The sequence below is a fragment of the Microbacterium shaanxiense genome (assembly GCF_054779995.1).
The window spans coordinates 778,935-798,922 of the sequence record NZ_BAAGXE010000001.1 but is presented as its reverse complement, the minus strand read 5'-3'; the positions used below and the strand labels follow the sequence as shown (position 1 = coordinate 798,922).

At 68.0% G+C, this 19,988-nt stretch carries 18 protein-coding genes; 3 read left to right on the top strand and 15 right to left on the bottom strand.

Translation table 11 applies throughout. The features are described from left to right. Positions 1-124 precede the first annotated feature (124 nt). The 7 genes from gltX to ACYVG2_RS03685 form a co-directional block, all read right to left on the bottom strand. Positions 125-1,630: a glutamate--tRNA ligase gene (gene gltX / locus ACYVG2_RS03715; protein ID WP_460779728.1), complete on the bottom strand. Its 1,506-nt coding sequence runs from the start codon at positions 1,628-1,630 to the stop codon at positions 125-127. Between the two features lie 32 nt (positions 1,631-1,662). Further along, complete coding sequence (locus ACYVG2_RS03710; protein WP_460779727.1) at positions 1,663-2,433, bottom strand: class I SAM-dependent methyltransferase; 771 nt, start codon at positions 2,431-2,433, stop codon at positions 1,663-1,665. Next, positions 2,430-3,686, bottom strand: coding sequence for an MFS transporter (locus ACYVG2_RS03705; RefSeq protein ID WP_460779726.1), 1,257 nt, complete (start codon positions 3,684-3,686; stop codon positions 2,430-2,432). The genes ACYVG2_RS03710 and ACYVG2_RS03705 overlap by 4 nt, the downstream gene beginning before the upstream one ends. Then, positions 3,683-4,459: a fumarylacetoacetate hydrolase family protein gene (locus ACYVG2_RS03700; protein WP_460779725.1), complete on the bottom strand. Its 777-nt coding sequence runs from the start codon at positions 4,457-4,459 to the stop codon at positions 3,683-3,685. The genes ACYVG2_RS03705 and ACYVG2_RS03700 overlap by 4 nt, the downstream gene beginning before the upstream one ends. A gap of 47 nt (positions 4,460-4,506) precedes the next feature. Beyond that, positions 4,507-5,601: a branched-chain amino acid aminotransferase gene (locus ACYVG2_RS03695; RefSeq protein WP_448965407.1), complete on the bottom strand. Its 1,095-nt coding sequence runs from the start codon at positions 5,599-5,601 to the stop codon at positions 4,507-4,509. A gap of 45 nt (positions 5,602-5,646) precedes the next feature. After that, entirely contained in the window at positions 5,647-6,696 is a 1,050-nt protein-coding gene (locus tag ACYVG2_RS03690) for a 3-isopropylmalate dehydrogenase (protein WP_460779724.1), read from the bottom strand. Between the two features lie 69 nt (positions 6,697-6,765). Next, complete coding sequence (locus tag ACYVG2_RS03685; RefSeq protein ID WP_448965405.1) at positions 6,766-8,298, bottom strand: MFS transporter; 1,533 nt, start codon at positions 8,296-8,298, stop codon at positions 6,766-6,768. Positions 8,299-8,345: 47 nt separating this feature from the next. Here ACYVG2_RS03685 and ACYVG2_RS03680 point away from each other — a divergent pair, with 47 nt between their 5' ends. Beyond that, the gene (locus ACYVG2_RS03680; protein ID WP_460779723.1) at positions 8,346-8,888 is read left to right on the top strand and encodes a TetR family transcriptional regulator; all 543 of its coding nucleotides are present in this window, start codon (positions 8,346-8,348) and stop codon (positions 8,886-8,888) included. Here the strand turns inward: ACYVG2_RS03680 and ACYVG2_RS03675 are convergent. The 4 genes from ACYVG2_RS03675 to ACYVG2_RS03660 all read right to left on the bottom strand — a co-directional run bounded on the left by ACYVG2_RS03675 (position 8,885) and on the right by ACYVG2_RS03660 (position 11,934). Further along, positions 8,885-9,352 carry a DUF2867 domain-containing protein gene (locus tag ACYVG2_RS03675; protein ID WP_460779722.1) on the bottom strand — a complete coding sequence of 156 codons (468 nt, stop codon included), beginning with the start codon at positions 9,350-9,352 and terminating at the stop codon, positions 8,885-8,887. The two genes, ACYVG2_RS03680 and ACYVG2_RS03675, sit on opposite strands and share 4 nt — an antisense overlap. Positions 9,353-9,373: 21 nt before the next feature. Beyond that, positions 9,374-10,993: a phosphoglycerate dehydrogenase gene (gene serA / locus ACYVG2_RS03670; RefSeq protein WP_460779720.1), complete on the bottom strand. Its 1,620-nt coding sequence runs from the start codon at positions 10,991-10,993 to the stop codon at positions 9,374-9,376. Positions 10,994-11,116: 123 nt separating this feature from the next. Next, positions 11,117-11,452, bottom strand: coding sequence for a hypothetical protein (locus ACYVG2_RS03665; protein WP_448965401.1), 336 nt, complete (start codon positions 11,450-11,452; stop codon positions 11,117-11,119). Next, positions 11,449-11,934, bottom strand: a complete 486-nt coding sequence (locus ACYVG2_RS03660) for a hypothetical protein (protein WP_460779719.1) — start codon at positions 11,932-11,934, stop codon at positions 11,449-11,451. Before ACYVG2_RS03660 ends, ACYVG2_RS03665 begins: the two co-directional genes overlap by 4 nt. 70 nt (positions 11,935-12,004) lie before the next feature. Between ACYVG2_RS03660 and ACYVG2_RS03655 the strand changes: the two genes are divergently transcribed. Next, the gene (locus ACYVG2_RS03655) at positions 12,005-12,949 is read left to right on the top strand and encodes a hypothetical protein (protein WP_448965399.1); all 945 of its coding nucleotides are present in this window, start codon (positions 12,005-12,007) and stop codon (positions 12,947-12,949) included. Between the two features lie 2 nt (positions 12,950-12,951). Here the strand turns inward: ACYVG2_RS03655 and ACYVG2_RS03650 are convergent, their stop codons facing one another. After that, positions 12,952-13,608, bottom strand: a complete 657-nt coding sequence (locus ACYVG2_RS03650) for a GntR family transcriptional regulator (RefSeq protein ID WP_460779718.1) — start codon at positions 13,606-13,608, stop codon at positions 12,952-12,954. A 62-nt stretch (positions 13,609-13,670) separates the two neighbouring features. Here ACYVG2_RS03650 and ACYVG2_RS03645 point away from each other — a divergent pair, with 62 nt between their 5' ends. Further along, complete coding sequence (locus tag ACYVG2_RS03645) at positions 13,671-16,520, top strand: FAD-binding and (Fe-S)-binding domain-containing protein (protein WP_460779717.1); 2,850 nt, start codon at positions 13,671-13,673, stop codon at positions 16,518-16,520. A gap of 51 nt (positions 16,521-16,571) precedes the next feature. On the opposite strand, the gene ilvC is transcribed toward ACYVG2_RS03645, so the two are convergent. The 3 genes from ilvC to ACYVG2_RS03630 are packed head-to-tail and all read right to left on the bottom strand — an operon-like array spanning position 16,572 to position 19,960. After that, positions 16,572-17,600: a ketol-acid reductoisomerase gene (ilvC, locus tag ACYVG2_RS03640; RefSeq protein ID WP_448965396.1), complete on the bottom strand. Its 1,029-nt coding sequence runs from the start codon at positions 17,598-17,600 to the stop codon at positions 16,572-16,574. A 44-nt stretch (positions 17,601-17,644) separates the two neighbouring features. Next, positions 17,645-18,154 (bottom strand): acetolactate synthase small subunit, encoded by a 510-nt coding sequence (gene ilvN, locus ACYVG2_RS03635; RefSeq protein ID WP_460779716.1) that lies wholly within the window; start codon positions 18,152-18,154, stop codon positions 17,645-17,647. A gap of 3 nt (positions 18,155-18,157) precedes the next feature. Beyond that, complete coding sequence (locus tag ACYVG2_RS03630; protein ID WP_448965394.1) at positions 18,158-19,960, bottom strand: acetolactate synthase large subunit; 1,803 nt, start codon at positions 19,958-19,960, stop codon at positions 18,158-18,160. Positions 19,961-19,988 lie beyond the last annotated feature (28 nt).

Genomic DNA, 19,988 nt, shown 5'->3' with positions numbered 1-19,988 from the left:
GCGAAACCTGAGCCTCGCACCGAGGTACTACTCTACCCGATCCGAACGTCGCCGCCAAAACGCCCCCGGCTCAGCGAACCTCCGGGCGCGTCGTGCGACTCAGGGCACGACACGCCGGTCGCGCCTAGGAGCGGAGAAGTGAGATCAATGCACCGAGGCGCTGCAGCGTGACGTCCTTGCCGATCAGCTCCATCGACTCGAACAGCGGCGGCGAGATGCGGCGTCCGGTGATCGCGACGCGCGGCGGCCCGTAGGCCACCCGGGGCTTGAGTTCGAGGTTCTCGACCAGCGCGGTCGCGAGAGCCTCCTGGATCTTCTCGGGCGTGAACTCCGTCACCGGCTCCAGCGCCGTGACGCACGCCTCGAGCACGTCCACCGCGTTGGCGGGGAGGCCCTTGAGCGCGTCCGCGTCGTACGAGATCTCTTCGGTGAAGAGGAAGCCGAGCATGCCGGGCACTTCTCCGAGAAGCTGCACGCGCTCGTGCACCAGCGGTGCTGCTCGGAACGCGAGGACCAGCTGCTCGTGCGTCGGCTCGTCGAAGAGCCCTGCAGCGGCCAGGTACGGGATGGTGCGTTCGGCGAAGTCCTTGACCTCCAGCATCCGGATGTGGTCGCCGTTGATCGACTCGGCCTTCTTCTGGTCGAAGCGCGCGGGGTTCGGGTTGACGTTCTCGATGTCGAACGCGGCGATGAACTCGTCCAGCGAGAAGATGTCGCGGTCGGGCCCGATCGACCAGCCGAGCAGCGCGAGGTAGTTGAGCAGTCCCTCATGGATGAAGCCGCGCTCGCGATGCAGGAACAGGTCTGCCTGCGGGTCGCGCTTGGAGAGCTTCTTGTTGCCGGTCTCACCCAGCACCAGCGGCATGTGAGCGAAACGCGGGACGAAGGTGGTGACGCCCGCCTCGATGAGCGCGGCGTACAGCGCCAGCTGACGCGCCGTCGACGGCATCAGGTCTTCACCGCGCAGCACGTGCGTGATGCCCATCAACGCATCATCGACGGGGTTCACGAACGTGTAGAGCGGGACGCCGTTCGGCCGCACGACCACGAAATCGGGGAACGACCCCGCGGGGAAGGTCACCTCGCCGCGGATCAGATCGACATAGGTCAGGTCCTCCTCCGGCACCCGCAGGCGCAGGGCTGGCAGCCGGCCCTCCTCGCGGAAGGCGGCCTTCTGCTCGTCGGTGAGGTCGCGGTCGAAGTTGTCGTAGCCGAGCTGCTTCGCGCGCCCGTTCGCCTCGTTGCGGGCGTCGATCTCCTCGGCGTTCGAGAAGCTCTCGTACAGTGCGCCGGAGGCGAGCAGCTTGTCGATCACGCCGCGGTAGATGTCGTGACGCTGCGACTGACGGTACGGCTCGTGGGGTCCGCCGACCTGCACGCCCTCATCCCAGTCGATCTTCAGCCAGGTCAGCGCGTCGACGAGTTGCTGGAAGCTCTCCTCGCTGTCGCGCGCGGCATCGGTGTCCTCGATGCGGAAGACGAGCTTGCCGCCGTTGTGTCGCGCGTATGCCCAGTTGTACAGAGCGGTGCGCACCATCCCCACGTGCGGAAGGCCGGTCGGCGAAGGGCAGAAGCGGACGCGGACGTCGGCGCCTGAAGCGGTCGTGGTGAGAGGATGCGGGGTAGCCATAGCCTCTCAATCCTACGCGTGCGGATGCCGGCTCACCCCACGCCGCCGACAGCGACGGCCGCAGTGTGCTCGAGCGCGACCCGCGAGCCGTTCGAATGCTCCGCGCACAGCTGGTCGAACGCCCGCGCGAACCGCGTTCGTTCGGCCGCATCGAGCGAGAGGTACAACGCGCCGGCGGAGGCGACACCGCCCACCGCCGAGCGCCAGAGCGCTTCGGTCTCCGCGTGCCAGGTCCAGCTGTGCTCGCTCACCTCGACCCCACGCCACCCGCCGTCCGCGAGCATCCGTCCGAGTCCTTCCGAGGTCCGCTCGAAGTCCTTGTCAGGCGAGAGTCGTCCGCCGGCGGGTGCCACGAAACCGGCGCGGTCGCTGACGCTCTGCCAGAACCACGACGGCGAGACGATCCAGATCGTGGCGACCAGCACGGCATCCGGCGCCGCGATCCGCCGGAGCTCGCGCGCCGCAGCACGCGGATCCGGCACGTGGTTGAGCACGAAGTTCGCCGTCACGGCATCGTGCACTGCGTCATCGAACGGCAGGCCGGGCAGCGCACCGTCGACCATCGGCACGCGTGGATGATCGCGTGCGGCGACGGCCCGCATAGACGACTCCGGTTCGCAGCCCGTGACCGACCAGCCGGCATCCATCAGTCGTGCCGCGAGTGTTCCGGTGCCGGCTCCGACATCCACCAGCCGACGGCCTCTCGCCGGTCCGAGCCCGCGCACGATCTCGTCGTGAGTCCCCTCGCACAGCGCGGCGTAGGAGGCGGCGTAGGCCTCGCCGACGCCCGCCCATGACTTCACGCCCTGGCCCGCCCCAGTGGCGCGAGCACGACGATCGCGAGGACCAGCACGGATGCCGCGATCCCCAGTCCCGAGTACTGGAAGTTCGAGAGCACAACGCCGGCAAGCACCGCACCGGCGGCGGCCGACAGGCTCATGAGCGAATCGCTGCGCCCCTGACGTCGGGTGCGCAGTTCCGGCGCACTCGCCTCGGTGAGCAGCGCCGCCCCGGCGACGGTGGCGGCGCTCCAGCCGAGGCCGAGCAGGATGAGCGCGACCATCACGCCCCACGCCTGATCGTTCACGAGGACGGCGAACGCGAGCGCTCCGGCGAGCATCGCCTGTCCGAGCAGCACGACACGCAGCCGACCCCACCTGTCGGCGAGGATGCCGAAGACCGGTGACAGTCCGTACATACCGGCGACGTGCATGGCGATCGTGAAGCCGACCAGCAGTGAGATGTCCGCGCTCGACGCATGACCTGCGTGCATACCGTGCGCCATATGGGACAGATGGATCGGCGTCATCGCCATCACCGAGGCCATCACGACATGCGACCCGGCGATCGCGAAGATCGCATAGCGCGCGACCGTCGGTCGATCCGGCACGACGACGGGTGCTGAGAGGGATGCCGCGGCATCCTTCGCGAGCCGCTGCGCGGTCAGAAGCGGATCGGGCCTCAGAGCGACGACATAGAGGACGAACGCCGCCGTCTGGGCGACCAGAGAGAAGAGGTAGGATCCGGTCTGCGGCGGCATGCCGATGGCCTGGCCGACGATCTCTCCTGGGCCCAGCAGCAGCGGACCGGAGACGCCGCCGATCGTCGTGGCCCACACCACGACCGACAGGTCGCGTCCGCGGTGCTTCGGCGAGGCGAGGTCGGTCGCCGCGAAGCGGGACTGCAGATTGCCCGCGTTGCCGGCGCCGATCATCAGGATGCCGACGAGCAGCAGCGGGAAGACCCGCATCGCGGCTGCCAGGATGACGACGCCGATGCCGACCAGTGCGAACAGGTTCCCGAGCGTCAGCGCCCGCCGGCGTCCGACACGACTCGCGAGTCGGGCCAACGGGATGGCGCACAGTGCGGCGCCGAGCGTGACAGAGGCCGTCGCCAGGCCCGACAGCGCATCGTCGCCGGAGAGATCGGCCGCGAGCAGCGCTCCGAGTGAGACCGTCGCGCCGAACGCGATGCCTCCGAGCACCTGTCCGAGCGACAGGACGAGGACTGTCCGCCGCTGGATCGCCGCCTGGTCGAGAGCCGGCAGCGTCGTCATGCCACGGGTAGGGCGTCGCGCACCGAATTGCGAAGGATGCCGAGACCGGAGACCTCGACCTCGACCGTGTCGCCTGCCTCGAACGGGCCGACGCCGGCCGGCGTGCCCGTGAGGATCACGTCACCGGGCAGCAGGGTGAACACGGCGGACGCGTACTCGATGATCGCCGCAACCGAATGGATCATGTCGCTGAGCGGTGCGTGCTGGCGCACCTCGCCGTTGACCCGCGTCTCGATCGTGGCGTCCGTCTCGTCGAAGTCCGTCTCGATGACGGGCCCCAGAGGGCAGAAGGTGTCGAAGCCCTTGCCGCGCGTCCACTGGCCGTCCTTCTTCTGCAGGTCGCGCGCAGTGACGTCGTTGGCGACGGTGTACCCGAACACGTAATCGAGTGCGTTCCCCGCCGTGACGTTCTTCGCGATCCGGCCGATGACCACCGCGAGCTCACCCTCGTGCTCGGTGCGCTCCGAGATCGTCGGACGGACGATCGTGTCGCCAGGGCCGATCACCGAGGTGTTGGGCTTGAGGAACAGGAGGGGTTCCTCCGGTGCCACTCCCCCCATCTCGGCGGCATGATCGTGATAGTTCTTGCCCACGCACACCACCTTCGACCGAGGGATCACAGGTGCGAGCAGCGCGGCATCCGCGAGCGGCACGCGCTCGCCCGTGGTCTCGTACCCTGCGAACATCGGGTCTCCGGCGAGGACGACGAGCTCCTGCTCGTCGACGATGCCGTAGCGGATGGCGTCATTGTGGCTGAACCGAGCGATCTTCACCGCTCCAGCCTAGCCCGGGTCTCTGCGCCGGTACGGCTGGGACGAGGTCAGGCGTCGAGGCGGTGGAGCCAGCCGTGCTTGTCCGTCGCGCGACCGTACTGGATGTCGGTGAGCTCCTCGCGCAGCGAGAGGGCGAGCTCGCCGGTGGGCTGCACATCCTCGAAGTCGGCCGTGACCAGTGCACCGATGGGTGTGACGACGGCGGCCGTGCCGCATGCGAACACCTCGACGATGTCACCGGACGCGACACCGTCGCGCCACTCCTGCAGGGAGACCGGACGGCGCTCGACGGTGTGGCCGCGATCCTCGGCGAGCTGCAGAAGCGAGTTGCGTGTGATGCCCTCGAGGATGCTGTCTGACTCCGGCGTGACGACGCGTCCGTCCTTGAACACGAACACGACGTTCATCCCGCCGAGCTCTTCGACATTGCCGTCCTGGTCGAGGAACACGACCTGGTCGCAGCCCTTGTCGTAGGCTTCGGCCTGCGGCAGCAGGCTGGAGGCGTAGTTCCCGCCCGTCTTCGCCGCTCCCGTACCGCCCCTGCCGGCACGGGCATGCGTCTCGGAGAGCCAGATGCGCACCGGCTTGACGCCGCCCTTGAAGTAGGAGCCCGCGGGGCTAGCGATCACGTAGTACGCGACCTTCTGCGCCGGGCGCACACCGAGGAACGCCTCCTTCGCGAACATGAACGGGCGCAGGTAGAGGCTCTGGTCCTCTCCTGACGGCACCCAGGCCCCGTCGACCGCGATGAGTTCGCGCAGCGACTGGAGGAAGTAGTCGGCGGGGAGCTCGGGCAGAGCCATCCGGCGGGCGCTGCGCTGCAGACGCGCCGCGTTCTGGTCGGGGCGGAAGGTGTGGATCGAACCGTCGGCGTGGCGGTAGGCCTTGATGCCTTCGAAGATCTCCTGGCCGTAGTGCAGCACGGCGGCCGCGGGGTCGAGCGAGATCGGGCCGTACGGCTGGACACGCGGTCGGTGCCATCCCCCGCGCGCCGACCAGCAGATGTCGACCATGTGGTCGGTGAAGATCGTGCCGAAGCCCGGGTTGGCGAGGGCTTCATCGCGCTGCGCGGCGGAGCGTGCAGCGAGGTTCTTGGTCACGGAGAACTCGAGCGGGGCGAGTTCGGTCTCGGTCGTTGTCATGTCACATCCTGCGTTCGTTGCGGGCGGCGTGCGCGTGGTCTCAGACTACGCCTGGAGCCGTGCGATGATCGCGTCGCCCGTCTGGCTGGTGGTACGGGAACCGGCCCGTGCTGCGATGTCGGCTTCGATCGCGCGTGTGAGGCGATCGGATTCCTGCGCGAGCCCGAGGTGGTCGAGCAGCAGGGCGACGGACAGGATCGCCGCAGTGGGGTCGGCCTTCTGCTGGCCCGCGATGTCGGGCGCCGAACCATGAACGGGCTCGAACATCGAGGGGAACGCGCCGTCGGGGTTGATGTTGCCCGATGCGGCGAGGCCGATGCCACCGGTGACGGCGCCTGCCAGATCCGTGAGGATGTCGCCGAAGAGGTTGTCGGTGACGATCACGTCGAAGCGGGAGGGGTTCGTGACCAGGAAGATCGTTGCCGCGTCGACGTGGAGATAGTCTACGGCCACGTCAGGGTGCTCCGTCGCCACCTCGTCGACGATGCGCTTCCACATGCCACCCGAGTGCACGAGCACGTTGGTCTTGTGCACGAGGGTGAGCTTCTGCCGACGACGCCCTGCCAGTTCGAAGGCGTACCGCACCACGCGCTCGATGCCGTAGGCGGTGTTCACGCTGGTCTCGTTCGCGATCTCGTGCGGCGTGCCGACCCTGATCGCGCCGCCGTTGCCGACGTACGGTCCTTCCGTACCCTCGCGCACGACCACGAAGTCGACCTCGCCGGGATCGGCGAGCGGCCCAGGAGCTCCGGCATAGAGCTTCGACGGGCGCAGGTTGACGTAGTGATCGAACGTGAAGCGCAACTTCAGCAGCAGGCCGCGTTCGATGTTCGCGTCCTTCAGCCGCGGGTCGCCCGGCGTTCCGCCGACGGCGCCGAGGATGATGGCGTCATGGGCCCTGATCGCGGCGAGATCCTCGTCCGTGAGGGTGTCCCCGGTCTCGAGGTATCGCGCGGCACCGAGCGAGAAGTGCGTCTTCTCGAACGTGACGTCGCTGCCGGCGGTGACGGCGTCGAGCGCCCTCTCCGCCTCGGCGACGACCTCGGGACCGATGCCGTCACCGGGGATGACGGCCAGCTTCACGACACGCGACATTGACACTCCTTGCACCGGGATCGCCCGTGGCGCGACTTCGCGCGGGGCACGTATCCACCAGCGTACTGGTCAGCGTGCGGCCTTCGTGCGCAGTGTGACGGCGGCGATCGTGCCGGCCCCCACGACCAGGACCGCGCCGATCAGCGAGGTCACCAGCACCCCGGAGTCGAAGGCGGATGCCGCGGCCTCCCACAGCGCCGACCCCAGCGCATCCGGCAACTCCTCGGCCGCGGTGTACGCCCCGGCGAGGGTCTCACGCGCGGCCTCGGCGACACCGGAAGGAACGCCTTCCGGAACCACGAGAGCCGAGCGGTAGAACGCCGTGATGATACCGCCGAGCACCGCGGTGCCCAGCACCGCACCCAGTTCGTACGCGGTCTCGGACACCGCGCTCGCGGCGCCGGCCTTCGCCGCGGGTGCGCTCGAGAGGATCAGCTCGTTCGAGATCGTCTCGGCGGCGCCGATGCCGATCCCGAGCACGACGAAGGCGAGGATCAGTGGGAGCGCGCCGTGCCCCGCCGTCGTGAATGCGACGAGCAGGTATCCGACAACCGAGAAGGCGAGGGCCGAAGGGACCAGGATGTGCGGCGGAACGCGGCGTGACACAGGGACGACGCTCAGTCCTGCGACGATCACTGCGAGCATTCCCGGCACCAGGGCGATTCCGGCCATCATCGGCGACATCCCCAGGATCAGCTGCAGGTGCTGCGGCACGAAGTACAGGAACCCGACGAGCGCCACCACGCTGAGCAGGTTCACCAGGATCGCGCCGGAGAACGACCCCCGACGGAACAGCGCCATGTCGAGCATCGGCGTCTTGGCGCGCAGCTGACGGCGCACGAACAGCCAGCCCATCGCGACGCCCAGCAGCGCCCAGAGCACGGCGGCCACCGTGATGCCGTCGACGGCCACGGCCTTGATCGCGTAGACCACCGGGATCATCGTCCCCATCGACAACGCGATGCTGATCGGATCGATCCTGCCCGGGGCCGGGTCGCGGCTCTCCGGAACCAGCAGCGGCGCCCCGACCAGCAGCGGGATCAGCACCGGCACGGCGATGAGGAAGACCGAACCCCATGCGAAGTGCTCGAGCAGGAACCCGCCGACGATCGGGCCGAGCGCCGAACCGGCGGAGAAGGCCGACGCCCACACGGCGATCGCCATCCGCCGCTGGTCGCGGTTCTGGAAGATCGACCGCAGCAGCGACAGGGTCGAGGGCATCAGCATCGCGCCGAAGAACCCGAGCAGCGCACGCGCGGCGATCAGAAGCGCTGCCGTCGGCGCGAACGCCGCGAGCACGGAGACCGCGGCGAACCCGGTGGATCCGATCAGCAGCATCCGGCGACGGCCGAACCGGTCGCCCAGAGTGCCCATCGTGACGAGGAGTCCGGCGAGCACGAGGGGGTACGCGTCGATGATCCACAGCTGCTCGGCGCCGGACGGCGCCAGCGCGATCGCGATCTCGGGCAGCGCGAAGCTCAGCACCGTGTTGTCGACCGACACCAGCAGCACGGGCAGCATGAGCACGACGAGCGCCAGCCACGCCCGTGCCCCCGCACGTGGTGCATTGATCCCGCTCGTCTCGACCCCGATCTGGGCCATCTCATCCTCTTTCGATAGTAAACCGTCCAGATGGTATAGTAACAGATATGGCCAGACCTCCCCTCGCTCGAGAGCGCGTGCTCGACGCCTTCGAGGAGATCCTCATCTCCTCTGGTGAGCGCACCGCGACCCTCGACGCCACTGCGAAGGCCGCCGGCGTGTCCAAGGGCGGCCTGCTCTACCATTTCGCTTCCAAGGACGACCTCGCGACCGGCATGATCGAGCGGCTGATGCGTCTCGTCGACGAAGACCTGACCGAGATGAACATCGCATTGGAGGGACCCGTCGCGTACTACGTGCGCACCTCCGTCATGGAGAACGAGCCGCTCGACCGCGCGCTCATCGCCGTCTCACGGCTCGCGCAGGGCGGGTCGAGCGCCGCCGGCGATGCATTGCGCGAGACCCGCAGCAGTTGGGCCGATGCGATCCGCCCTCGTGTGCGCGATCAGGCGTCGCTCGACCTCGTGCTGCTCGTCGGAGACGGGCTGTACTTCAACAATTCGCTCGACATCAACGGTCCGGACCGGCTGGTCCCCCGCGATCAGGAGTTGCGCGCGCTCGTCGAACTGGTGGTCCGCGCGACGTCCTAGAGCCCGGGGGCCCGTGCCGAGAGGATGCGTCGAGTGCGGCGCAGCATCGACTGCACGATCATCGGATGCAGCAGACTCACCGGCGTGAAATACACACGGCCCCGCCATCCGTGCAGGCGCACCACGGTCGTCACTCGGACCACGCGCGTTTCGGCATCCACGCCGACCGCGCATCGGAAGTCGAGATGGGCATCGTCGAAGCTCATGAGTGCCTCGTCTCCGACCACCTCACGAACCTCGAAGACACCGTCCGGCGCCGGACGGAGCCCCAGCAGCGACGCGAAGATCATCCGCACCCCGAACAGCGCCTGCACCGGCTTCGGGATCGATGCGCGGGAGAACAGAGTCTCCGCCCAGACACGGGGGTCGACGCTCGCGTGCGGAGGAATCGGTATGAACACGACATCGCCGTGGTCGAACCGTCCCTCGCCGAACGCGAGGCTGGAGAATGCGGGCTCGTTCATATCGGGCGCCGCATCATCCGGTCAGACCTCGGTGATCTCGATCGAACGGATCACCTTGGCGTCGATGGCCTCGCCGACCTCTGAGAGCAGCTCCTCCGGCACTCGGGAATCGACCGTCAGGACGGTGAGCGCCTGACCGCCGGCCTCACGTCGTGCGACCTGCATCCCGGCGATGTTGATCCCGGCTTCGCCGAACTTCTGGCCGTAGATCGCGACGATGCCCGGACGGTCCGTGTACTGCATCACGACGTGATGCGTCTCGATCGGCACCTCGATGTCGTGGCCGTTGATCCCGACGATCTTCTGCACCATCCGGGTGCCGGCGAGCGTGCCGGCGACCGTGAGCACCGTTCCGTCGGCGAGGGCGCCGCGAAGCGTGGTCAGGTTGCGGTACTCGGGGCTCTCTTTGTCCACGATCAGACGCGCCTCGATGCCGCGCTGCTCGGCGAACAGCGGCGCGTTGACGTAGGAGACGTTCTCGCTCACGACATTGGAGAGCACGCCCTTGAGCGCGGCCAGCCGATAGACGCTCACGTCGTAGTCCGCGAGCTCGCCGCGCACCTCGATGTCGAGACTCGTCAGGGCGGAGGTGGTGAGGCCGCTGAAGATCTGACCGAGCTTCTCGACCAGTGCGATGCCGGGGCGCACGAAGGGATCGATCACACCGCCGGCGACGTTGACAGCATCCGGAACCAGATCGCCCTCGAGCGCGAGCTTCACTGAGCGGGCCACCGAGATGCCGGCCTTCTCCTGCGCCTCATCCGTCGACGCTCCGAGGTGCGGAGTGACGACGACGTTGGGCAGATCCAGCAGCTCCCGCGCCGAACCGCCCTCTGCCGGGGGCTCGGAGGTGAACACGTCGAGGCCGGCACCGGCGATCTCGCCGGCCAGCAGCGCTTCGCGCAGAGCGACCTCGTCGATCAGGCCACCGCGGGCGACGTTGACGACGTAGGCGGTCTTCTTCATGGCCGCGAACTGCTCTGCACCGATCATGCCCGTGGTCTCGGGCGTCTTCGGCATGTGGATCGTGAGGAAGTCGACCTCGGCGACCAGCTCGTCCAGGGTGCGCAGCTCGACCCCGAGCTGCTGCGCGCGTGCGCTGGTGACGTACGGATCGAAGGCGACGATCTTCATCCCGAAGCCCTGCATCCGGGCGGCGACCAGTGCACCGATCCGTCCGAGGCCGACGATGCCGAGCGTCTTCTCGTAGAGCTCGGTGCCCGTGTACGCGCTGCGCTTCCACTGACCGGCGGCGAGTGAGGCATGCGCGGCGGGGACGTGACGCGCCAGGCTGAGGATGTGGCCGCAGGTGAGCTCAGCGGCCGAGATGATGTTCGAGGTGGGCGCGTTGACGACCATGACGCCGGCCTTGGTGGATGCCTGGATGTCGACGTTGTCGAGTCCGACACCGGCACGCGCGACGACCTTCAGCTTCGGTGCGTGGCTGAGTGCCTCCGCATCGATCTTCGTCGCGGAGCGGACGAGTACGGCATCCGCGTCGGCCAGTGAGGAGAACAGCGCCTCACGATCCGTGCCGTCGACCTGACGGACGTCGAAGTCCGGCCCGAGCGCCTCGATGGTCGCAGGTGAGAGAACTTCGGCAATGAGCACGACGGGCTTCGGCGCGGTTGTCTTCGGCACAGAGGATCCTTCGGGATGAGCGTGGGTACGCGCGGGTGGGGATCGATGCGCCGCACACCGTCGGGGCGCGATCGTGTCAACCTTACCCGAGCGTGCACGCCGTCCCGCGCCGTGTGACGCCGGTCAGACGGACAGGAACGAAGTGGTGAGCATGCTGAGGGCGGCCACATTCATCCAGAACACCGCGACGAGCGCCAGGCCGGCGATCATCGCGATCGTCAGCTCGCCGGCGGAGCGACGGCGAGCGAGCACGTACACGATGACGAACACGAGGATCGGGAACAGCACCGAGAAGATCAGCACGAACCACCCGTAGGCGTTGATCCCCGCCGGCGCGACCGTGAAGGTGTACGACAGGGCGTTCCAGACCGCATACGCGTAGAAGAGTCCGGCGAGCCCGACGACGATGCTCTTCCACAGCCCGAGCGGCTGCGCCTCGGAGACCGCGTTGTCCGTCATGCGCCCACCGCCCCTGTCATCACGAACGGCCACGGCACGAGCAGCAGCACACCGGCCAGGAGCCCGGCTACGCGCACCCAGGAGGCCGAACGCCTGGTCAGCACCCACGCGGCGCCGAACCAGAGCGCAGGGGCGAGCACGGCCGCCCACAACGCGACCTGGTACATCACATCCGGGATCAGGAACATCGCGCTGCTCTGCAGCGTGAGCCCGCCGATGATCCAGCCGACCGTGTAGAGCAGATAGATGCCGCCGACGATGCCGACGAGCAGCAGCATCGGCGTGCTGAGCGGTGCACGCTCGATCGGTTCGCTGATCGTGCCGTCGTCTTCGATCCGGCCCACGGTCTCACTGCGCCTGCCCACGGCGTTCCAGCCCCGCGGCAGCGCGGCCTTCTGCTCCGCTGCATCAGGGGCGGGCGTCCGCGTCGGCCGATCGTCATCGCCCTCCCAGCTGAGGGCGTCGTCAGCATCCGATGTCATGACCCCAGCGTAGCGAGCCCCCGCGGTGCCCGATATGCTCAGGTCGTTCACAGAAAGAGGGGAACTCACCGTGGCTGAGCGCAATGAGAAGGCCGTCGCGTCAGCGACGTCGGACGCCGACGGCGCGGCCGCGGCGGACTGGAAGCCGACGGCGGGCTCGAAGCAGAAGGCCACGACGCTGCGCTGGATCGCTGCGGTGCTCTGGTTCGTCGCCATCGCGGCCGAAGCCGTCGCGATCTTCTGGCTTCTTCGTCAGCGCGAGTTCGTCGGAGAGGACGGCGGACTCGTCCGCAACCCGGACACCGGCCTCCTCGAAGAGCAGAACGTCACCGCGCAGTTCCCGCAGTGGGCGTTCATCACCCTCATCGTCGCGCTCGTCGTCATCGCTGCACTGTCGATCACCGGCTCGATCCTCTGGAAGAAGGCGAACCGCCTCGACCCCGCGAAGAAGTCCGACAAGGTGCGCTTCTTCGTGCAGAACCAGCTCGGCGCGATCATCGCGGTGATCGCATTCCTGCCGCTGATCATCCTCATCTTCCTGAACAAGGACATGGACAAGGGCCAGAAGACGACGGCCGGGATCATCGGCGTCGTCCTCGCCCTCGCCGCCGTCGCGCTCGGCATCGATTACAACCCCCCGTCGGTCGAGCAGTACACGGCGGATCAGTCCACCGTCATCCAGCTGCTCGGGCAGGACGAGGTCGTGTGGGTCGACGGCGGAAGCGTCTACCACGTCTGCGACGAGGTCTCCGACATCCAGACCGGCAGCGAGAAGCGCACCGGCACCACCGCCGAGGCCGTCGAGGCGGGCAAGATCCGTCTCACGCTGAAGTTCGCGTCCGAGCTCAACACGTGCGGGCTCGCCGTACCCGAGAACGCCGACGAGATCGCGGATGCTCTGCGCGCGATCCAGGGCGGCGCGACCGACACGCTGCTGCCCGCTCCCGTGTGGGCGGATCCGGCCGACGCCCCGATCCAGGTGGAGGATGCGGCGCCGGAGTCTGACACCGAGTAGTCCTACTCCCCCAGCGCCTCCACGAGGCGTTCCTCGGCCGATCCCAGATGCTCGGCCAGCAGGAGCGCCGCACGATCGCCGTCGCCGGCGGCCACGGCATCGAGGATCTCGGCGTGCTGTGCGGCGATCGCGTCCGCCGCGAGGAGGCGCCGTCCCTGCACCTGCGCCATGCACAGACGCACCTCGTCGAGCACGCTGCGGTACATGCGGGAGGTGCGTTCGCTGGCGATGCCGTCGATGAGTGCGGTGTGGAAGCGGAGATCGGGATCGACGGTCTCAGGGCTCGGCCCCTCGGGCATCCGCAGCAGCTGGGCGTTGGCGTCGGCGGCTGCGGCCGGCACGTTCTTCGACGCCGCCAGCTCACGCAGCGCGGCACTCTCGAGTCTGGTGCGCGTGCGGTAGACGTCGCGCACCATGCGCGGGTCGATCGAGATGACGCGTGCACTGCGATGCGCGGTGCGCACGAGCAGTCCTGACGAGACCAGCTGCTCGATGGCCGCCTTCGCACTGGGCCTGGCGACACCGAACAGCTTCGAGACCTTCGCCTCGGTGAGCGGCGCGCCCGCCGAGATCTCTCCGGAGAGGATGCGCGCGCGGAGCTGACGGGTCACGGCGTCGACGATGCCGACGACGCCGAGTGAGCGGTCCTCGAGGATCATGGCATCCAGCCTAAACGAGACTAGACTCTTCAGTATTCTTGTCAGACAACTTTGGGAGATCCGTGTCGACGACACTCGCGCACCCTTTGGACACCGCGCTGCTCGGCGCTGACACCGCGCTCAGTTCCCGCTCCATCGACCGCTTCGCCCGCGCCCACGACGCGTCGCACTACCTGCTGATCCCGGATGCCGTGCTCACCCCTGCGGACGCCGCTGGCGTCGCGGCCGCGTTCACCGCAGTGCGGGCGGCCGGACGCACGCTGACGTTCCGCTCCGGCGGCACGAGCCTCTCAGGGCAGGGCGTCTCGGGAGACATCCTCATGGACACGCGCAGCAACTTCCGCGGGATCGGCGTCGAGGAAGACGGACGCGCGGTGCGCGTCGGCCCCGGGGCCACTGTGCGGCAGGTCAACACCCGGCTCGCACGATACCGGCGCAAGCTCGGGCCGGATCCGGCGAGCGAGATCGCCTGCACGATCGGCGGCGTGATCGCGAACAACTCCAGCGGCATGGCGTGCGGTGTGACCGAGAACTCCTATCGGACCGTCGAGTCGCTGGTACTGGTGCTGCCGAGCGGCACGATCCTCGACACGGGCGCACCTGATGCCCTGTCGCAGCTGCAGGCGGCCGAGCCGCAGATCGCCGAGGGCCTGCTCGCGCTGCGCGATCGCCTGCTCGGCTCCCCCGAGGACGCCGAGTACATCCGGCAGCAGTTCGCGATGAAGAACACGATGGGCTACGGGCTCAACGCGCTCGTCGACTTCGATGATCCCGTTCGCATCCTCGAGCACCTGGTGATCGGTTCCGAGGGCACTCTGGCGTTCGTCGCCGAGGCCCGCTTCCGCACGATCGAGATCCGACCGCAGATCGCCACGGCCCTGCTCGTCTTCGAGACCCTCGCCGATGCCATGGCGGCTCTGCCCGGTCTGGCTCGCCCCGACTTCGCCGGGCACGGCCTCGCGACGATCGAACTCATGGATGCCGCGTCCCTCCGCGTCGCGCAGGGGCTCAGCGATGTTCCCGCCGCCATCGCGGGCATCGACGTGCAAGGCCACGCGGCATTGCTCGTCGAGGTGCACGCATCAGGTGTTGAGGAGCTCGCCGTCGCGTCTGACGCGGCGCTGCACGAGTTCGACGCGCTGCCGCTGGCGGTCGTGCCGACGCTCACGACGGATGCTGCGGAACGGGCATCGCTGTGGACGGTGCGCAAGGGGCTCTATACGGCCGTTGCGGGTGCTCGCCCATCCGGTACGACCGCGTTGCTGGAGGACATCGTCGTTCCCGTCGATCGCCTGCTCACGACCTGCGAGCAGCTGATCGCTCTGTTCGCGGTGCACGGCTACGAGGGTTCGGTGATCTTCGGCCATGCCAAGGACGGGAACGTGCACTTCCTGCTGAACGAGCGCTTCGACGACCCGGCGAGCATCGAGAGGTACCGCCTGTTCACCGCGGATCTCGTCGATCTCGTGCTCGCCCAGGGCGGATCGCTGAAGGCCGAGCACGGCACAGGGCGGATCATGGCGCCGTTCGTCCGTCGCCAGTACGGTGACTTCCTCACCGACATCATGTGGGACATCAAGCGCCTGATCGACCCTGACGGCATCCTGAACCCCGGCGTCGTGCTCTCCGATGACGCCGAGTCCTATCTGCACGACCTCAAGCGCGTGCCGACCGTCGAGAGCGAGGTCGACCGCTGCGTGGAGTGCGGCTACTGCGAGCCGACGTGCCCGAGCAAGGACATCACGCTCACACCGCGTCAGCGCATCGTGCTGCGGCGCGACATGGCCTGGGCCGAGGAACGCGGCGACACCGAGCTGCTGAAGGAGTTGCGCACCGATTACGACTACGACGGCGTGCAGACGTGCGCGGTCGACGGCATGTGCGCTGTCGCATGCCCTGTCGACATCAACACGGGTGACCTCGTGCGGAGGCTGCGCGCCGAAGAGGCCTCGAAGATCGAGGACGGCGTATGGGATGCCGCGGCGAAGAGCTGGGGCGCCGTGACCCGGATCGGCGGGATGGCACTGACCGTCGCGGAGGCGCTCCCTGCTCCTCTGGTGACGGGCGTCACCCGCCTGGGCCGCGCTGTCGTCGGCGCCGAGACGATGCCGCTCTACGACGCAGGACTCCCCCGCGGTGGCACGAAGGCGCCGCAACCGACAGCACCCGCCGATGCTCGGGCCGTGTTCTTCGGCGCCTGCATCGGCACGATGTTCGGCCCTGAGGGCGAAGGACACGGTTCACGCGACGCGCTGAGCGCCCTGCTCAGTCGGGCCGGCATCCCCGTCGTGATCCCCGACGACGCCGGCGGGCTCTGCTGCGGCACGCCGTGGAAGTCCAAGGGGCATCTGTCGGGGTACGACCGGATGACAGAGCGCGTACTCGCATCGCTCTGGGAGGCCAGCCGTCACGGTGAGCTCCCGGTGGTCTGCGATGCGGCTTCCTGCACGGAAGGGCTGCACGTCATGCTGTCGAAGTCGCTTGCCGAGTATCCGGAGTACGCGGGGCTCCGCATCGAGGACGCCACGACCTACGTCGCTCGTGAGGTGCTCCCCCGACTCGCCGTCTCACACAAGCTCGACTCGATCGCCGTGCATCCGACGTGCTCGACGACCGCGCTCGGTGCGACGGGTGCGCTCACCGCGCTCGCCGCGGCGGTGGCCGACGAGGTCTACATCCCCGACGGTTGGGGATGCTGCGCCTTCGCCGGTGACCGGGGGATGCTGCATCCCGAACTCACCGACAGCGCCACGGCCGTCGAATCCGCCGAGGTGTCGGCGGCGGATGCCGCGCGCGACGGCTTCGACGCCTTCGTGTCGGCGAACCGCACCTGCGAGATCGGCATGACCCGCGCGACCGGCAAGCCCTACCGCCACGTGATCGAGGTGCTCGAGGAGCTCACGCGACCCTGAGACGCAGAACGGGCACCCCGCGAGGGATGCCCGTTCTGGTGACGCGATGGGTCAGCGCGCAGCGCTGCCGTCGACGTAGTCCTCGTCCTGCTGCTTCCATGCGAAGAGCGAGCGCAGCTCCTTGCCGGTGACCTCGATGGGGTGCTGCTCCTCCTTGGCACGCAGCGCCAGGAACTCCTCGGCGCCGTTGTCCTGGTCGTCGATGAAGCGCTTCGCGAACGCGCCGGACTGGATGTCGGCGAGCACGCCCTGCATGCTCTCCTTGACGCGCTCGTCGATCACACGGGGACCGGAGACGTAGTCGCCGAACTCTGCCGTGTCGGAGATCGACCAGCGCTGCTTGGCGATGCCGCCCTCCCACATCAGGTCGACGATGAGCTTGAGCTCGTGCAGCACCTCGAAGTACGCGATCTGCGGCTGGTAGCCCGCTTCGGTGAGCGTCTCGAAGCCGGCCTGCACGAGGTGGCTCACGCCACCGCAGAGCACGGCCTGCTCGCCGAACAGGTCGGTCTCGGTCTCTTCGGTGAAGGTCGTCTTGATGACGCCGGCGCGGGTGCCGCCGATGGCCTTCGCGTACGAGAGCGCGAGAGCCCACGCCTGGCCGGAGGCATCCTTCTCGACGGCGATGATGTCGGGGATGCCACGGCCGGCGACGAACTCGCGGCGCACGGTGTGCCCCGGCGCCTTCGGTGCCACGAGGATGACGTCGACGCCCTCTGGCGCGTCGATGTAGCCGAAGCGGATGTTGAAGCCGTGGGCGAACGCGAGCGTCTTGCCCTCGGTGAGGTTCGGAGCGATCGACTCGGAGTAGATCGTGCGCTGGTGCTGGTCGGGCGCGAGGATCATGATGACGTCGGCCCAGGTGGTGGCGTCCGCGACGGACTTGACCGGGAAGCCGGCCTCTTCCGCCTTGGCTGCCGACTTCGAGCCGTCCTTCAGCGCGATCGCGACCTCGACACCCGAGTCGCGCAGGTTCTGCGCGTGGGCGTGGCCCTGCGAGCCGTAGCCGACGATCGCGACCTTCTTGGCCTGGATGAGGGACAGATCGGCGTCGGCGTCGTAGAAGATCTCAGTACTCACGTTGGTGTTTCTCTTTCCTTCTGGAGGTTCTATGGTCTGGGTGGTCAGCCGCGCAGAACGCGCTCGGTGATGCTCTTGCCGCCACGGCCGATGGCGAGCAGGCCGGACTGCGACAGCTCCTTGATGCCGAACGGCTCGAGCGCCCGCAGGATCGCTTCGACCTTGCCCTTGTCGCCGGTGACCTCGATCACCAGCGCGTCGGAGGCGTAGTCGACGACGGCTGCGCGGAACAGGTTCACGATCTCGATGACGTTCGAGCGGGTGGCGTTGTCAGTGCGCACCTTGACGAGCACGTGATGACGCTGCACGGACGTCGCGAAATCGAGTTCGACGATCTTGATCACGTTGATCAGCTTGTTGAGCTGCTTGGTGACCTGCTCGAGCGGCAGCTGGTCGACGTCGACGACGACCGTGATGCGCGAAACACCCGGCACCTCGGTCACCCCGACGGCGAGGGACTCGATGTTGAAGCCGCGGCGTGCGAAGAGCCCGGCGACACGGGTCAGAAGACCGGGGGTGTCCTCGACGAGAAGACTCAGTACGTGGGTCGACATCGCTCAGACCTCCTCATCGAACGTGGGCGCATGGTCGCGCGCGTATTGGACATAGCTGTTGCTGACGCCCTGCGGCACCATCGGCCACACCATGGCGTCGGCCGAGACGACGAAATCGATCACGACAGGGCGATCGTTGGTCTCGAGCGCCAGCTTGATCGCGGCATCCACTTCCTCTTCCTTCTCCACGCGGATCGCGAGGCAGCCGTACGCCTCGGCCAGCTTGACGAAGTCGGGGATGCGGATCGTGCCGTGACCCGTGTTGAGGTCGGTGTTGGAGTGACGCCCGTCGTAGAACAGGGTCTGCCACTGGCGCACCATGCCCAGCGAGGAGTTGTTGATGATCGCGACCTTGATCGGGATGTTGTTGATCGCGCAGGTGGCGAGTTCCTGGTTGGTCATCTGGAAGCAACCGTCACCGTCGATCGACCACACGACGCGGTCGGGCTCTGCGACCTTGGCGCCCATGGCCGCCGGGACGGAGTAGCCCATGGTGCCGGCGCCACCGGAGTTCAACCATGCGTTCGGACGCTCGTACTTGATGAACTGCGCGGCCCACATCTGGTGCTGCCCGACGCCCGCGACGTAGACGCCCTCAGGTCCGGTGAGCTCGCCGATCCGCTGGATGACGTGCTGGGGTGCGAGCAGGCCGTCCTCCGTGGGCGAGTACCCGAGCGGGAACTCCTCACGCAGGCCGTCCAGGTACGACCACCACTCCGCGATGTCCGGCTTCGCGCTGCCGACCGCTCCGCGGAACGCGGCATCCAGATCGATCAGCACGTCGCGCACGTCGCCGACGATCGGCACGTCAGCGTTGCGGATCTTCGAGATCTCGGCCGGATCGATGTCGACGTGCACGACCTTCGCATTGGGCGCGAAGTCCGCGGCCTTCCCGGTGACTCGATCGTCGAATCGAGCTCCCAGGGCGACGATGAGGTCGGACTCCTGCAGCGCGAGCACCGCTGGAACCGTGCCGTGCATGCCCGGCATGCCGAGGTGCTGGCGGTGCGAGTCGGGGAACACTCCCCTGGCCATCAAAGTCGTCACGACCGGTGCGCCGGTCGACTCCGCGAGGGCGAGAAGCTCTGCCGCCGCGCGACCGCGGACGACACCGCCGCCGACGTACAGCACCGGCTTCTTCGCTTCGGTCAGCAGTGCGGCCGCCGCCTGGATCTGCTTGCCGTGCGCCTTGGTCACCGGACGATAGCCCGGCAGGTCGATCTTCGGCGGCCACACGAACGGCGCCGACTTCTGCTGCGCGTCCTTCGTGATGTCCACGAGCACCGGACCCGGTCGCCCGGTGGAGGCGATCTCGAACGCCGCAGCCAGAGCCCCGGGGATGTCCTCAGGATGCTTGACCAGGAAGGAGTGCTTGGTCACCGGCATGGTGATGCCGACGATGTCCGCCTCCTGGAACGCATCCGTCCCCATCAGATGGCTGAACACCTGCCCGGTGATCGCCACGAGGGGCACGGAGTCCATGTACGCGTCCGCGATCGCCGTCACGAGGTTGGTCGCACCGGGACCGGACGTCGCGATAGCGACTCCTACCCGACCGCTCGCGGCGGCGTAGCCCTCCGCCGCGTGGCCAGCGCCCTGCTCATGGCGCACGAGGATGTGCCGGACGGTGTCATCGTCGAGGAGCGGATCGTAGACGGGCATGATCGTGCCGCCAGGGATGCCGAACACATCGGTGACGCCGAGGAGCCCGAGAGCACGGACGACGGCTTCAGCCCCCGTGATCTCGGGAGCGGCGGCCTTCTGGGACGGTGGCCGTGGAACGGCCGAAACAGAATCAGCAGTCATGTCTTTCCTTGGTGATCTGAGAAGTCGT

Excerpts from the sequence above, each read along its gene's own strand:
- gltX (WP_460779728.1), bottom strand. The coding sequence starts at position 1,630 with ATGGCTACCCCGCATCCTCTCACCACGACCGCTTCAGGCGCCGACGTC.
- ACYVG2_RS03705 (WP_460779726.1), bottom strand. The coding sequence starts at position 3,686 with ATGACGACGCTGCCGGCTCTCGACCAGGCGGCGATCCAGCGGCGGACA.
- ACYVG2_RS03695 (WP_448965407.1), bottom strand. The coding sequence starts at position 5,601 with ATGACAACGACCGAGACCGAACTCGCCCCGCTCGAGTTCTCCGTGACC.
- ACYVG2_RS03690 (WP_460779724.1), bottom strand. The coding sequence starts at position 6,696 with ATGTCGCGTGTCGTGAAGCTGGCCGTCATCCCCGGTGACGGCATCGGT.
- ACYVG2_RS03685 (WP_448965405.1), bottom strand. The coding sequence starts at position 8,298 with ATGGCCCAGATCGGGGTCGAGACGAGCGGGATCAATGCACCACGTGCG.
- ACYVG2_RS03680 (WP_460779723.1), top strand. The coding sequence starts at position 8,346 with ATGGCCAGACCTCCCCTCGCTCGAGAGCGCGTGCTCGACGCCTTCGAG.
- ACYVG2_RS03675 (WP_460779722.1), bottom strand. The coding sequence starts at position 9,352 with ATGAACGAGCCCGCATTCTCCAGCCTCGCGTTCGGCGAGGGACGGTTC.
- ACYVG2_RS03665 (WP_448965401.1), bottom strand. The coding sequence starts at position 11,452 with ATGACGGACAACGCGGTCTCCGAGGCGCAGCCGCTCGGGCTGTGGAAG.
- ACYVG2_RS03660 (WP_460779719.1), bottom strand. The coding sequence starts at position 11,934 with ATGACATCGGATGCTGACGACGCCCTCAGCTGGGAGGGCGATGACGAT.
- ACYVG2_RS03650 (WP_460779718.1), bottom strand. The coding sequence starts at position 13,608 with ATGATCCTCGAGGACCGCTCACTCGGCGTCGTCGGCATCGTCGACGCC.
- ilvN (WP_460779716.1), bottom strand. The coding sequence starts at position 18,154 with ATGTCGACCCACGTACTGAGTCTTCTCGTCGAGGACACCCCCGGTCTT.
- ACYVG2_RS03630 (WP_448965394.1), bottom strand. The coding sequence starts at position 19,960 with ATGACTGCTGATTCTGTTTCGGCCGTTCCACGGCCACCGTCCCAGAAG.